General features: G+C 36.6%; 14 protein-coding genes. 6 read left to right on the forward strand and 8 right to left on the reverse strand.

Annotation, left to right across the window (positions count from 1 at the left end; all coding sequences use genetic code 11):
• Nucleotides 1-33: 33 nt before the first annotated feature.
• A complete protein-coding gene (locus AAGF08_RS08365) occupies nucleotides 34-2697 on the reverse strand; it encodes a hypothetical protein (protein WP_343510703.1) in 2664 nt (887 codons plus the stop codon).
• 179 nt (nucleotides 2698-2876) lie between these two features.
• Between AAGF08_RS08365 and AAGF08_RS08370 the strand changes: the two genes are divergently transcribed.
• From AAGF08_RS08370 to AAGF08_RS08395, 6 genes are all read left to right on the forward strand, one after another.
• A complete protein-coding gene (locus tag AAGF08_RS08370) occupies nucleotides 2877-3761 on the forward strand; it encodes a sulfite exporter TauE/SafE family protein (RefSeq protein WP_343510704.1) in 885 nt (294 codons plus the stop codon).
• A 158-nt stretch (nucleotides 3762-3919) separates the two neighbouring features.
• Nucleotides 3920-4729, forward strand: a complete 810-nt coding sequence (locus AAGF08_RS08375) for a LytTR family DNA-binding domain-containing protein (protein WP_343510705.1) — start codon at nucleotides 3920-3922, stop codon at nucleotides 4727-4729.
• A 117-nt stretch (nucleotides 4730-4846) separates the two neighbouring features.
• Nucleotides 4847-5527, forward strand: a complete 681-nt coding sequence (locus AAGF08_RS08380; protein WP_343510706.1) for a DUF2807 domain-containing protein — start codon at nucleotides 4847-4849, stop codon at nucleotides 5525-5527.
• A 17-nt stretch (nucleotides 5528-5544) separates the two neighbouring features.
• Nucleotides 5545-6099: a hypothetical protein gene (locus AAGF08_RS08385; protein WP_343510707.1), complete on the forward strand. Its 555-nt coding sequence runs from the start codon at nucleotides 5545-5547 to the stop codon at nucleotides 6097-6099.
• A complete protein-coding gene (locus AAGF08_RS08390; RefSeq protein ID WP_343510708.1) occupies nucleotides 6096-7142 on the forward strand; it encodes an alpha/beta hydrolase in 1047 nt (348 codons plus the stop codon). The genes AAGF08_RS08385 and AAGF08_RS08390 overlap by 4 nt, the downstream gene beginning before the upstream one ends.
• Before the next feature lie 2 nt (nucleotides 7143-7144).
• On the forward strand, nucleotides 7145-7711 hold the full coding sequence (locus tag AAGF08_RS08395) for a hypothetical protein (RefSeq protein WP_343510709.1): 567 nt from the start codon (nucleotides 7145-7147) through the stop codon (nucleotides 7709-7711).
• A gap of 183 nt (nucleotides 7712-7894) precedes the next feature.
• Here the strand turns inward: AAGF08_RS08395 and AAGF08_RS08400 are convergent, their stop codons facing one another.
• The 7 genes from AAGF08_RS08400 to AAGF08_RS08430 form a co-directional block, all read right to left on the reverse strand.
• Nucleotides 7895-8791, reverse strand: coding sequence for a type II CAAX endopeptidase family protein (locus tag AAGF08_RS08400; protein WP_343510710.1), 897 nt, complete (start codon nucleotides 8789-8791; stop codon nucleotides 7895-7897).
• Nucleotides 8792-8808: 17 nt separating this feature from the next.
• Complete coding sequence (locus AAGF08_RS08405) at nucleotides 8809-9750, reverse strand: type II CAAX endopeptidase family protein (RefSeq protein WP_343510711.1); 942 nt, start codon at nucleotides 9748-9750, stop codon at nucleotides 8809-8811.
• A gap of 17 nt (nucleotides 9751-9767) precedes the next feature.
• The gene (locus tag AAGF08_RS08410) at nucleotides 9768-10574 is read right to left on the reverse strand and encodes a CPBP family intramembrane glutamic endopeptidase (protein WP_343510712.1); all 807 of its coding nucleotides are present in this window, start codon (nucleotides 10572-10574) and stop codon (nucleotides 9768-9770) included.
• 62 nt (nucleotides 10575-10636) lie between these two features.
• Nucleotides 10637-11764: a helix-turn-helix transcriptional regulator gene (locus tag AAGF08_RS08415; protein WP_343510713.1), complete on the reverse strand. Its 1128-nt coding sequence runs from the start codon at nucleotides 11762-11764 to the stop codon at nucleotides 10637-10639.
• A 549-nt stretch (nucleotides 11765-12313) separates the two neighbouring features.
• Nucleotides 12314-13075 (reverse strand): LytTR family DNA-binding domain-containing protein, encoded by a 762-nt coding sequence (locus tag AAGF08_RS08420; RefSeq protein WP_343510714.1) that lies wholly within the window; start codon nucleotides 13073-13075, stop codon nucleotides 12314-12316.
• Nucleotides 13053-14114 (reverse strand): histidine kinase, encoded by a 1062-nt coding sequence (locus AAGF08_RS08425; protein WP_343510715.1) that lies wholly within the window; start codon nucleotides 14112-14114, stop codon nucleotides 13053-13055. Before AAGF08_RS08425 ends, AAGF08_RS08420 begins: the two co-directional genes overlap by 23 nt.
• Nucleotides 14115-14156: 42 nt before the next feature.
• Nucleotides 14157-14798: a type II CAAX endopeptidase family protein gene (locus AAGF08_RS08430; protein WP_343510716.1), complete on the reverse strand. Its 642-nt coding sequence runs from the start codon at nucleotides 14796-14798 to the stop codon at nucleotides 14157-14159.
• Between the last annotated feature and the right edge of the window lie 9 nt (nucleotides 14799-14807).

Below are 14807 nucleotides of genomic sequence, written 5' to 3' on the forward strand. Positions count from 1 at the left end.
TAAAAGAAAAGCCTCATTTTTTTAATTACTTACTCAAAATCCATCTCTGACTAAATAGGGAGATGTGGCTTCGACCACTTCAAATGTTTGTTCCATTGAATGATCTCCTGAAGAAACTTTCACAGTATATTTTCCTGCTGCAATAAATCTATCATAATGGATAAAGTATGGGGCATCACTTTTTTGCTTTTTCACGATCAAATCCCATCTGTATTCGTTCAAGCCCATAGTACCTACAAAGGCTGTCTTCCAGACTTCTTGATTGGTCTCATCCAAAATGGAAATCGTAATCGGTTTGGATTGGTTGAGCCAAAATGAAAAGCTTGCTTTTTCAATCGTGCGGTAATCGGGTTCACCGCTCGAGGAATTGAACCAAGGTCTAGGTGCTTGCTTAATTTCGAAGAAATGGTCAGTATTAGTAGCTAGGTTTTGACTGAGCATTTCATGAATCGGCTGAAGGTTTGTTTTGTAAATTCCTCGGCCATGGGTAGCTACTACCAAATCCATGGTCAGTAAATGAAACTCCAGATCTGCTACTGCTGCAGCTGGCATGTTTTTCCCTAAGTATGACCAAGTTGTTCCTCGGTCTATAGAAACATAGACTCCTCTTAATCCGCCAGCATAAAGAATATTTTCATTTATAGGGTCTTCTTTGATCACATTCACCGGCTCATCCGGCAAACCAGAAGCAATACTTTCCCAAGTCTTCCCAAAATCTTCAGAAGCATACAAATAGGCCTTCAGATCATCATAATTGATGCCAGTCATCGCCATGTAAACCCGTGAAGCCTTATGATGAGATGGAGATATACTACGAATGTAGTTATTAGAAATTCCAATTGAATTTTCTACCCAAGACTCACCATCATCTTTTGAAACCCAAAAGGCCCCATGATCGGTCCCTGCATAAAGTAATCCTTTATCTATAGTTGATTGGGCAATATCTCCCGTTGCAAATGATAGCTTTTCAGGATTGGAAGAAACAGCAAGGTTTGGACTGATCGCATCCCAGGTATCCCCACGATCTATACTTTTCATCAGGTAATTACCTCCATGATACAAGGTTTTATGATCATATTTTGACAAAAAATAGGGTGTCATGTAATTAAACACTAGCGTGTCTTTTACATCTTCCGGTAGGCTAGGCATGATTGAAACTGCTTTGTCGATGGATTTATCCAAGCGCATGGCATCTCCATGTTGGCGACTGTAATAGATAATGGATTTATCCTCTGGGTCAATTTGAGTGACGCAACCATCGCCTCCATCCCAAGGATCAATCCATACATACTTCCAGGGATCAAGAAACCTGGTGTTTAATTCTTTTGCCGGGCCAAAGACCGTCGCATCATCCTGAGTTCCTCCATAAATGGTGTAATCTGCCTGATCTATCGTGATATCATAAAATTCTCCCGTTGGAATATTATTGTAATGAACCCAAGTCAATCCTTTGTCATAGCTCACATAAAAGCCTCCATCATTTCCTAATGCCAAATGGTTTGGGTTTGTTGGATTAATCCATAATTCAGTTTGATCGAGATGGAGTCCCTGCGCTAAGCTTGGCGTCATTCGGGAAACTTGGCCTCCAATAAATGAAAAAGTCTTGCCACCATCGAGACTATGCGCCAGCCGAACCCCAAGGCAAAATACTTCCTCGTCATTTTCAGGATTCACATACACATCGGTAAAATACCAACCGATTCCCGGAAAGATTTTGAGAGGTCCCGAATGCGTTTTCGTCCAGTTCAATCCTCCATCAATCGTTTTATATAATTCCGCTGCTTCGTTTCTGGCATTGTTCAAATTATCAATGAGGGCATAAGCTTTGTCTGGATTCGTTTTGGAAACGGTAAGACCAATTCGACCGATATTTGGTCCACTAGGTAAGCCGTTCGTACACAATTCCCAAGTATTTCCACCATCATTGCTTCGATATACTCCACTATTTTCGCCACTGATTCCTGGATACACTTCCCATAAAGAGGCATACATCACTTGAGGGTCAGTAGGGGAGATCTGCACCTCATTGGCACCTGTCATCTCGTCTTTATATAAGACCTGTTCCCAGGTTTTTCCACCGTCCATTGTGCGGTAGAGTCCCCTGTTTTCATTTTTGGACCAAAGGTGGCCCAGCACAGCTACAAATACGATGTCGGGATTAGTCGGATGAATTTCTATCTCCGAAATAGCCCAGGAATCCTCCAAGCCGATGTGTCGCCAGGTTTCACCGGCATCATCCGATCGGAACATCCCTGTTCCGGGTAAGGTAAAGTTTCTTGGCTTTTTTAGATTTTCTCCTGTGCCTAGGTATAGAATATTTGGATCAGAAGGAGCTATTTCCATATCCCCAATTCCGATAGAAGACTGCTCTTCAAAGATAGAATTCCAAGTCACCCCATGATTTGTGGTTTTCCAAATCCCACCCGAACCAAAGCCTGCGTACATTGTTCCCGGATTGGTTTCATCCACCTGAACAATATCTGCGCGTGCAGAATTGACAGTTGGTCCTAATGCAACCCAGTTTAATTTGAAAGTCGTTTCTTCCTTCATTTTCTGATAGGTTTTAAAGGAAGCTTCCAAAGGAGAAGTAGGCTGCTGCGCATAAGTCTCGGTGGAAAGAAAAATGAAAAACATCAGAATAGAGATCAGCACTTTTAGGCTCCTCTTTTCAAAGTTTAAATAATCATGATATTGCATAGGAAGAATCTTTGGGAGTTGGTGTTACTGAACTCTTTATAGAAGGAATATTAAATAATTTTGCTTAACATCATAAATCTTTTTATCTGAACTATCGAAAAATCCGGTGTCTTTTTCAATTCTAATAGTTTCAAAGAAGAAAATCTCAGTTCAATGAAAGCATATCAAACTTACTGACAATGATTACATTTATATGGATTGCCCTTGTCATTTTAACAATCTGGTTCTGCATTGCTCTCATAAGAGATTACCTTAAGCATAAAAATAATTTAGAACCAGTAAGCTGGATTAAGACATCCCTGATTGGTTTTGTAGTCAATTTTTTTGATGTACTGGGAATCGGTGCTTTTGCGCCTCAGACCGCCTTATTGAAATTCACCAAGCAAACCGAAGACAAGGTAATTCCAGGGACTCTCAATGTAGCCAACACAGTTCCTGTTCTCTTTCAAGCTTTAATTTTTATTACAATTATAGAAGTTGATCCTTTAACACTGATACTCATGCTTGTCTCAGCTGCGGTAGGAGCAATTGTTGGCGCAGGAATAGTTTCTAAGCTTTCGGAACGAAAGATTCGATTGACCATGGGATTTGCCTTATTGACTACAGCGATATTTATGATTGCCCGTAATCTGGAATGGATCCAGGGTGGGGGAGATGCCATTGGTCTACAGGGAGGCAAGTTACTCATTGCTATCATAGGTAACTTTTTCCTGGGTGCATTAATGACTGCTGGAATTGGATTGTATGCGCCATGCATGGCTTTGGTTTTTGCTTTAGGGATGTCACCTCAAGTAGCCTTTCCCATCATGATGGGCTCCTGTGCTTTTTTAATGCCACCAGCCTCAATCCGATTTATCCGGGAGGGGGCTTACAATAAAAAGGCAGCCATCGCCATGGCTATTCCAGGTGTGGTTGCAGTTCTGATTGCGGCCCTAGTTGTTAAGTCCTTGCCTTTGGAGATTCTCAAATGGGTAGTGATCGTGGTGATTTTGTATACTTCTGCCGTGATGCTTAGAGCAGGGTTTAATACAAGAGATTTGAGGATGGAAATAAGTGAAAAGTGAATTAGTTGACGTTTGTTCGCCTTTATTTAAGAAAGAAGGAATAGCCCATTTTTTAAGAAAAAGCAGGAAGAATCATTTAGTAAAAAAATTAAGGTCTTATTATGCAGGACATAATAAACTCTAATTGTAACCGAAATATTTTTTAAATTAGTTAGGAAATGACTGATTTAATAAAAAAAGTAGTCACAAGCCATCGTTGGATTCGAAATTCGCTTATTTCTCTATTTGTAGCCAATATCCTTGTTCTTATAGGGAAAGACGGCTGGATAGAACACTTTAAGAATCCCATGCACTATTTGGATATGCTGGTAACGTTTATCAGTGTATATATTATTTTGGAATATATTGATCAAGTAAACCTATATCTAAACAAGAAATATGAATGGACAAAGGACACTTTTAAGAGAATTATCCTTCAACTTTTATTTGCTATTATAGTACCGATATTACTAACCATTCTTATCACCTTTATTCAATGGGAATTCATTTGGCATCAGGATCTGTTCGAACATAATTATTTTAAATATGAATTTTTTCCTCAGGTATTACTTATTCTTATTATCAACTTATTTTTTTTAGTTGTTCATCTTTTTAAAAAGGGAATACCCACCGAGAAGGATTTGAATATTTCTCGAACTCCCTTTATTATTGGAAGAAAAGGGGGGAAGAAAATACCTGTACAGATATCAAATATTTCTGCTATTCAACTTAAGCAAGGAATCGTTTACTTAATCACATTTAATGGTGAGGAATTTTTGCTCTCTGAGAATCTTGATCATTTCGAAAAAACCTTGCCTTCCAGTCACTTTTTTCGGGCAAACCGACAATTTATTTTTAACCGAGAAGCCTGCAAATCTTTTGCATCTGGAACTAATGGAAAAGTAAATGTTGTCATTTTTCCTGCTTTTGATACCATACAAGTTAGCCAGAAAAGAGCTTCCAATTTCCGAAGCTGGATTAACGGCTAAATCCGAATCGACTTCAGCATAATTTTTATCGACTTCAGTGAAAAATCATTGATTAAAGCAAACCTAGGTGGTTTTTTATCGAACTTTAGTATAGAACCTAAAACTATGAAAACTACCATGAAAACTTTAATTCAAAAAATGCTGCTGCTTTTTGCACTTGCCGGTACTGCTTTTCTACAATCTTGTATGGAAGATGAGGACTTATGTTTAACTGGCTCAGGAACCGTAAATGAATATGATATTTCTGTAAGCCAGTTTGATAAAATTTCCATTTCAGGGCCAGTTAATCTAAGAATAAAACAAGGGCCTGTTCAAAAGGTAACTGTGTTTGCAGAGCCTGAATTAATGCAACCCCTTAAGTATAAAGTGGCCGGACGAGAACTGGAAATAGGATATGAAGAAAACATCAGATGTTTCAATACCAATTTTGGTGTTTGGATAGCTATTACAGTTCCAGATATAAAAGAGATTGCAGCCTTGGGTGATAATAGAATAGAGTCAGAAGGTGACTTAGATTTGGGTGACCTTTTCATTTATACCTCAGGAAAGTCAAAAGTAACCCTAACTGGTAAAGCTACAACCCAATCCATATTCAGTTCTGGTCAAACTGAAGTAAATAATTTCAATCTGTTAACACAGTCTACAAACCTAGATATATCCGGTGAAGGCGATATAGAGGTATCCTGCGACACAAAACTAGACATTGATGTTGACGGGGTTGCTACAATTTCCTACAAGGGAAAACCTACAATCACACAAAATGTATCTGGATCATTGAACCTGATTGATGCCAATTGATCACTATCGAAATAATTATGAAAAGGGTTACGATACTTATTTGCTTCCTCTTTTATTCATTGTTTGCGGTCGCCCAAAAAAGGGTCAATGCAGGAATTGGATATTTTGGAGAGAATATTTCAAATCCAGGAATAGTACTGGAATTTGAATATGAAAAAATGCATGCTCTAGACTACTCTATTCCAATAAGATCTGATCTTGGATTTCATTCAAATTCAGATTTCAATGCAATAACTTTTGATGTTCATACTGGCTTTCGTAAATATTTCGAGTCAGGACTAAGCTTAGAGCAATCAATAGGGGTTGGGCTGATTGCGAAAAATTTCAAAACAGACATGTGGTTCTTTGATGATTATGGCTATAACATCCCACATGGTGGCAAAACAGTAGTAGGCTTTATGCCCTCCGTTACAATGGGAGCAGGCTATAATATAGGAAAGGAAAAAGAAGCTATTGATTTAATATGGATTAGACCTAAGGTGTATTGGGACCTCGGATTCAGACCGCTCAATCTCCCTTATTGGGCTTTACAAATCGGATTTACTCATACATTTAAATCTAAGTCATTATGAAAATTAGAAAGACATACTTATATATTTTCTTAGTCACTTTATTTCTGAGTGCTTGTCAGCAGACAGAATTTCAAACAGATGGTGACTTCTTTCATCTTTCACATAAGGAAGCAAAAATGCCAGTCTGGGTAAAAGGCAACTTCTCTTCTGATGTTATTATTATTACGGTTCATGGAGGACCAGGCGACTCAGGAATGGAACAGCATATTGCCACAGGGTTTAAATTGCTTGAAAATGACTATTTGATGGTTTATTGGGATCAAAGGTTATCTGGAATGACCCAAGGAAAATCGAATACTAAGTACCAAACCCCAGATCAATACATTGAGGACACTGAGAAAATAGTACAACTAATCCAGAAAAAATATCCTAATAAGAAGATGTTTATGTTAGGGCATAGTTGGGGTGGACAGTTAGCTGCTGGTTACTTAGGCAGAGATGGTCATGCGAATAATTTTAAAGGATGGATTGATCTGGATGGCTCTCTTTATGGTGATTTAGAATCCCAAATGATGAAAGATTGGATTTTAGAACGTGTACCTGCCGAGATGGCCAAACCAGGGTCAGATTTAGCTTATTGGCAATTCATTATTGATTACTACGAGTCTAATCCAGCACCAGGGAATTACTCGGCATATGAACCCTACATGTACGTTGCTGCACTGAAAGGAGATGCCTATGATTGGGATGCTGTTCAAGCTGAAAACCCAACTCCTTATATGGATTTAATTTTTAAGTCCATGTTCTCGCTGTCTTTTTACTCAGACGCATTTTATGACATTGAAACCATGAAATTATGGGATGATCTGAATTATACTCCAGAGCTGAAAAATATCACAATTCCTTCTCTGATGTTATGGGGTGCAGATGATGGAGTCGTACCGGCCGTATTGGCGGACTATGTTTACGAAAATTTGGGTACTGACCCAAGTGAAAAAGAAGTTGTGAAAATTGCTGAATGTGCACATGGACCTCAACATGAACAACCTGAAATATTCTTTCAGGAGGTAAGCGGTTTTGTTGAAACATATAAAAATAACTAGTCATGAAAAAAATATATTTTGTAGGCCTTTTTATGTTTATGTTGTTCGAAACAATGGCTCAAACCAACTTCAACTTAGGAGCGGGGTATTATGGCCAGACAGTTACATATCCAGGAGTCGTTTTCAATGGAGAACTTGAAAAAGTATTCTCTGAAAAAGTCTCTATGCCTATCCGTGCTGATCTAGGTTTCTATGTTCAACCTCGTTTTGCCTCTTCACTATTTTTGGATGTGAGTGTAGGCTCTAGAAAGTATTTTAAATCTGGAATTTTCATAGAAGAAAGTATTGGCGTGGGAGTTTTACAAACCTTCGTTCATTCAGATGGAGTTTTTGAGGTCGATCAGGAAGGTAATGTGTCTGAAGGGTCAAGAGCTAATCCAGTCTATTTTATGCCATCAATATCCTTGGGAATTGGATATGACCTTGAAAAAAATACCGGAAAACGGAATTTGATTTGGCTGCGTCCAAAAATATCCTGGATGGTTCCAGACAAAACAACCAGCAGCTATAACGTTGCACTTCAGCTTGGCTTTACACACACATTAAGTTCAAGAGGAAACACTAAATAAACTTACCAACTATTTAGCTCATGAGTATCAAAACATCCAAAATTTCTCAAAAGTAAAACTGAATGATTTGACTTCATGAGCTAATTTATTTTTGTTGAAAAGATCTCTCTCATTATTTCTTGAGTGACCAGCTCAATCGTAAACTGACAAGAATTTCCACTAGACTGCTTCAAAAGGCAACATCTACCTTTTAGAATAAGCCTTCATAATCATTAGTGCAAACAGAAGGATAGGTAATATCAAAACACTTCCCTCTGGACCGAATTCTCCACCTGTAAGCCAAGTTTTCTCAGAAATAATTGAAATCTCCAATAATGTAGCATGCCTATGCCCGCTTGCTGCAAAACCGAATATCGGTCCCTGGAAGAAATTCCAACCTATATGCATGCCCATTGAAAGCCATAGCATTTTTGTCGATAGGTAACCATAAATTCTCAGATACCCGAAGAAAACAATGATCGCTGAAGATAAAATTCCGGCATTGGGGTTAGCCATATGAATCAACCCATAGATCAGACAAGAGACCAGAACGGCCAAGTAACGGCCTAAACCCTCCATTAAATTTTGTAATATATATCCCCTAAATACAAGTTCTTCCCAATATCCTACGAGAATATGCTCAGTAAGCAGAAGTAGTAAGGTGCCCAAAGACATGACTTTCATAAATTCCAGATAGGAATACCCACTACCAAAAAATTGATTTGAAAAATTTATCCCCTGAAAACTTATTAAATCAAATAGTAATAACAGAACAAAAAATATACCTGCCATTAATCCACTTAAAGCAAAACCAAACAACAAATCCTGATAGGTTTTTTTGCTAACGACCAACCCCAATGAAATCCATGACTTCTTATCAAAATACTTTCTTGCTATTCTTACACTAATAGTAGCCCCAATAGCTAAAATAGATACAATCAATAAGCTATATCCCTGCAAAAATTCCCGTTTTGTCAAATCACCAAGTAAAGGCTTCACTACAAAAATGGTCGCAGCAAAAACCCAAAAGAGAATTAGGAAAAGACAAATTCGCCAACCAGATTTTAATCGATTATCGTCTTTATTTCTAAAAAAACTCATTGGAATAAAATTTAGAATTAATGTATAGGAGGAATACTAGGGACAAATTGCTGAAGGTTCTTAGGATAACATTTTTGTTCTGGAATTTTTCGGGATCGATTAACCCAAACATGGATTAAAATCCAGGTTATTGGCACAAACGGGATGATTAGCACACTATTCTCAACTCCGAATTCTCCACCACTTAGCCAATCAAGGCCCAAAGGCATCTGCTTAATAAGGGAAGGTGAGGAGTGCCCACTGGATGAAAAGCCAAATAGAGAAGACTGAAAAAAATTCCAACCAAGGTGCAATCCTATTGGTAACCATAATTGCTCGGTTTTTAGATAGGCATAAACCAGTTTTGTAGAGATTAACATGATCAATACTGTGCTTAATACGGTAGAACCGGGATTTCCTGCATGTATTAAACCAAAAAACAATATTGATAATACCACACCCCAAGTAAGGTTCAACCCTTTGCAGATATTTTGTAATACAATACCTCTAAAAGCAAGCTCTTCCCACCAAGCAACTATTGAAAATTGAATAAAAACACCAAAAAAGATTATTAATGATTCGGAAGTGAAACCACTATTTTCCGTACTTTCTAACCACCAACTAAAACCTTCAAACTGTATCAAACCCAATGAATATAGCAAAGCATACATCCCTGACATAACCACTGCACTAATACAAATACCGATTAATAAGTCCTTAATAGCTAACATATTAAAAGAAATACCTAAAGTACTAATTGAATCCTTTTCTAGGTATTTTCTTGTAAAAAAAGCTGAAATGGTTGCAGTAACCCCGAGAATAAAAAAAGATATTAAACTCCCTCCGCGTAAGCTTCCTAGCATTGCGCGTACAAAAATGGACAATCCGAGATTTAACAAAATGAATACTATGGTGAATAGTAAAATTCGCCAGCCTGCACGCACTAGTGATGTGTTTGGGTCAATAAAAATATGTTTCATAGAAGTTGCTGTTTTTACTAAGGATGAATAGATAACTTGCTTGGTTTAATCTGAACACCATATAACCCATAAAAGCATAGGACTAAACCAGAGAGGACGAAGCTTAAACCTAAGACCAGGTGAAATGAAGTGAGTTGACCGATGATAATTACATCTTCATAGAGACACAAGAATATCACAAGGTCCACTATGAAATGCGCGTACAGAACTACACCAATTGACTTATTCTTTTCTGCCACATGACTCAACAATAATGAAACAAGGATATATGGAATCAAAAGTGGCATAGGAAGAAAATGCATGAAGGTAAATAGGACGGCGACAAGCATATATCTCACCCAAGCTGTATAGGATCTCATTGCATTATGCAAAATTCCACGAAAAGTAATTTCCTCTACCACACCGGCTGCTAATGCATGACCAGCCAATAGTGGAATTGCCACCATGGGAGTTAGTGATTTGAAAGAGTTGATAAAGGCTAGCTGATTTGTCGTTGTTGTATCAAAGATCAAGGCACTTAATAAAAACGCACCCAACATCGTGAAGACGACCCCTAATAGTGAAGACCATTCGTATCGGGAAGGCTCATGGATAATAAATGTAAACCGTATATCATCCTCTTTAATAGGGTTACATTTTTTTGCTACTTTCCAATAGAAAAATAATACAACTACAATGACAAAAAGTCCCCAACCAAAGGTTGATTCAGTACGAACATTGTACTGTGAGATAGTACGAACCAGAACTACAATAGGATAAAGCCAGACGAGAATAAGAAGTAAAGCCTTGCCCCAAGGAGGGATATTTTGCCAAATATTTTTCACTTGATCTGTATTTGATTTTGACAAAAAACCCTAAAAAAGAGCAGATAGACGTCCAACTAATCTTAAATGGACGTATTATTTCTAAATTCTTTCGGTGTTTGACCTGTTTTATCCTTGAAAATCTTGTTAAAAGCAGATTTACTATTGAAGCCACATTGATAAGCGATTACAATGATCTGTTCGCTAGAAGTTTTTAAAGCATCTTTTACTTCTTCCACTCTAAAAGAATTGATGAGATCATAAAAGTTTTCATACTTACTTTTTTTAATGAGCTCAGTAAGTTCCGTAGGCTTCAACTCCATATAAGCTGCTAATTCATTAAGGCTTAGTTGCTCATTCTGATAATATTTTTGATCCTTAAGCTGTTCATACAAATGATCCAGTTGTTGCTGCTCTTTTGGCGAAATATCCTGTTTATTTTTCGGCCCAATTAATTTCCTTGGAAGATTGACTTGAATATGATCCTGAGAAAGTACATGGACATTGAAGTATAATGATAATACCATCATTGAAAGAACGAGAGCACCGCTGGAAATAAATACACTCAAGGCAGGGTAGATATAATTGATACTGTAAAATATCATCGGTATCAGAAATAAAACCAACCAAAGTTTTTGATAAGAAAGCACCCAATCCAGTTGAATTCGGTCAATATTGGAGAAGGTATCTTTGATAGAAGCACTATACCGTGTCACTTCTTTCTGACTTTTAATAAAGTAAATAATGGATAGCCCCCATATTACTAGGAAAAACCCAATTATCTGAGGTCGAATGATCCTCGCACCCTGAAGTAACGATGAGATCGTATTGGTAAAATTTTCACGGATTTCTTGTGGATTTTGAAGCGAATAGAATAATGCCAAAGAAAGGAAAACTACAAATGGGAGAAATTGAAGATAGGAGGTCAGACGCATTTTTTTTTGCAAAAAACTCCTTGTGTACATCCATAATAATAAACCATCCAAAAAAAACAGGTACTGATCAATGATGAGTAAGAAAGGGTAATCCAAGGTCCAGTCTTCCAACTTGATATACAAGAAAACATATCGAAGACACCATAACAACATGATAATAATTGCCCATCGTATCGTGACATACATAGTCTTCTGCTGCCGGATTAACAAAAAAATGACAAATAGATTAATACCAAATTGTGCAGCCAATAAAATCTGAAAAAACGAAAGAAACATATGAGGGATAGGTGAGGACTAAATCAGAACTAAAATAATAAACAAATCTTTGCGGTAAGAATTCCGAAGATAGTTTCCACGATTATGAAAAGGACAAGTTTAGAATAATGATGAATTTGATCTAATTACTTTCAAAGCCTTGAGGTACTAAGAGCAACCCGATTCTGCAAGAAGCATTAGATAAACATTATGTTAAGTAGAATTTTTTAAAAGTAGATAGCATTAAATATTGGGAGAGGGTAAATGATTTTCCACACGCAGATTTTTTTTATTTAAAGCTTTAATTTCAATTACGATCATAGAACTAGATCCACTCATAGATGTCTTAGTAGCAATAGAAGGCATTGTTGGGCAGAGATTAGTTTCCAAATTTTTGGAACGGAATCTTTGATTGACCTTGGGAATTGCCTTTTTAACCACCAAGGGTTTTATGATTGCCCGCAATCGGGATTGGAGCCAGCTTGGGGGAGACACGGTTATTTTAGCCTTGGGTTTACCTCTGTTTAGATCCAAAAATAAATATCGAATACTAAAAATTTACTTATAAAATCATGCTTTTTCTAGCCACTTTCTGAATTCAGAAGTTTTAGCCGCGCTAGTAATTAATGCGTCCTTTTGACCAGACACAAAAACTGCTAGCCGATCATTAAAATAAGGTTCAACTTTTTCTATAAAATCGATTTGTACTAAATCACTTCTGTTCAAAAGGAAAAAATTTCTTGGATCGATCTGATCATAAGTGTCATTGAGCGTTGATGACAAAATGAAAGATTTTCCATTCCTTTTGTAAGCATGCAATACACCATTTTTCATGCGCATGCATGTAATATCCACTGTATTTAGCAGATAAATGCCTTGACCAATTTTTACTGAAAACCTTGACTTAAATGTATTATGGCTGCCAATATTCAATTGATCTAAAAGCGTTTTTAAACTTGCTATGTTCGTTTTTGTAAGCTGCTCATACTTTAATAATGCTTTTTGCAATGCTTGTGGAGCAATTGGTTTTAGCAAGTATGCAATACCGCTTGTTTCAAATGCTTCCATTGTAAAATCTTGATAAGCTGTGGTGAAAATAATAGGAACTTGTATATTAAGCTGAATCAAAGAATTGAAAACTACTCCATCTAAAAGTTCAATGTCAGAGAATATTAAATCAGGTAGTATATTTGACTTTTTAAACCAGCTAACAATGGCTTGATTACTATCAAGAATTCCAAGAATTTCGATACTGGCATCATGAGCTTTTAGAGAAGCTATAAGTAGTTCAGAAGCAGGTATTTCGTCTTCAATTATCAATATCTTCATCATGAACTTCTTTAATTAATGGAATTTTAACAATAAACAGTTGTTGTTCCTCTGTGACGATAATTGACTGACCAGAGACTAATTCATATTGCTGATTGAGGTTATTTAAACCAACACCTATTCGATGCACATCCTTATCTAATTTTGGTCTTATTTCATTTTTGACAGTTAAATAGCCCTTTTTTTCTTCTATCATGATCACCAAAGGATTGGTTTTGCTACCAACATTATGCTTGATCACGTTTTCTATCACAACTTGTAATGACAGGGGGATGCATAAAAATGAATAGTACTTTGAAGCTATTTTTACTTCTTTTAGAACGTAAGAGTCTCCAAAACGGAAAGTCAGGAGATGCATGTAATTTTTTAAAAAACTCAGTTCTTCTTTCAAGCTGATCAAATCTTTGTTTGCATGATCTGTGGCATGTCTAAAAATGGCTGATAAATGACTCGTAAACTCAATTGCTTTCTGGGTGTCAACAGGGATCAGAGAAATCAAGGTATTTAAGTTGTTAAATAGAAAATGAGGGCTCATCTGTTGCTGCAAAATCTTTAAATCTTTTTCGATTTTCACCTTCTCTAATCGAAGTAAGTTTTCAGTCAATTGTTTTGATGTTTTAAAGTAGGATACGGCAATGGCTGCATTGCCCACAATCAAATGAAGGAAAAGGAAAATAAGCGATTGGTTAAATAAGAAAGCTATTGGACTATTATTGTTATTATTTTGTTCCAATAAATACTGAGATCCTAAAATAATGACAATGTAAATGAAGAAGCTTAAGAATATGCTAAGCAAGTATTTTATGCCAAGCTTTTGAGAATTGAATTTATCAAGGATTCTCTGACTTAAACGCACACATCCGATAGATATCAAACTAATAATAAAAAGGAAAAACAGTGCTTCACCGTGAATTTCAATAGCAAAATTATTAGAGTTTCTTTCTACTAAATGCTCTACAAAATAGTAGTAGAAAAAATCGAAAATAATCAAAGGAATTAACCACCAAAAGCTAGAAAACCTATAAGTTTTTATATTTTCCATTCATCAGCATTATTCACTATTTTATCTAAAAGATACTTTTTTTTATTGATTCTGATAGCTAGAAATAAAAGACAAAACATCAGGAACGGCATGAGCAGCCATTACTACCCAGAGGTTTCTTCCTGATAAAACATAGAATATTCCTAGAATGATGCCTATAACTCCTGCTGAAACCATGCCTTGAAGTCCTGAATGCAACACTGCAAAGCAAATCGCTTGTATAAGAATAGCAAGTAGGGTACTCATCAAATTTTTACCTAACAGTTTATTAATATTATTTAACAAGAAACCCCTAAACAACATTTCTTCACCTATCGCCGCAGTACCGATTCCAACTAATAACAACTCTATTATCATTTGTGCTAACGATAAGGGTTCTTCATGGCTAATACCATTGGCACCAGTTGGAAATAATGGTTGAATTATAAAATTAAAAGTAAGGCCAATAGTGGCTACACATAAGATAAAATACACTACAGCTTTCCACCAGCTTTTTGGTTTTTGAAAACCAGCATCTTTCCAGCTTGAGCCTCTTTTGCTGAAAAAATAGGTTATGAGTATTAGGGAGATCACCTCAGCCATCTGACTAGAGTATTTGATTGTAGAGAAAAAAAGCTCATTGACAATGAATACAGAAGCTATAGCTATGATTTCTAGCAGATACGTTCTTTTTGATGCTATCATGATTGTATT

The sequence above is a fragment of the Algoriphagus sp. SE2 genome (genome assembly GCF_039563885.1).
Classification (GTDB): Bacteria; Bacteroidota; Bacteroidia; order Cytophagales; family Cyclobacteriaceae; genus Algoriphagus.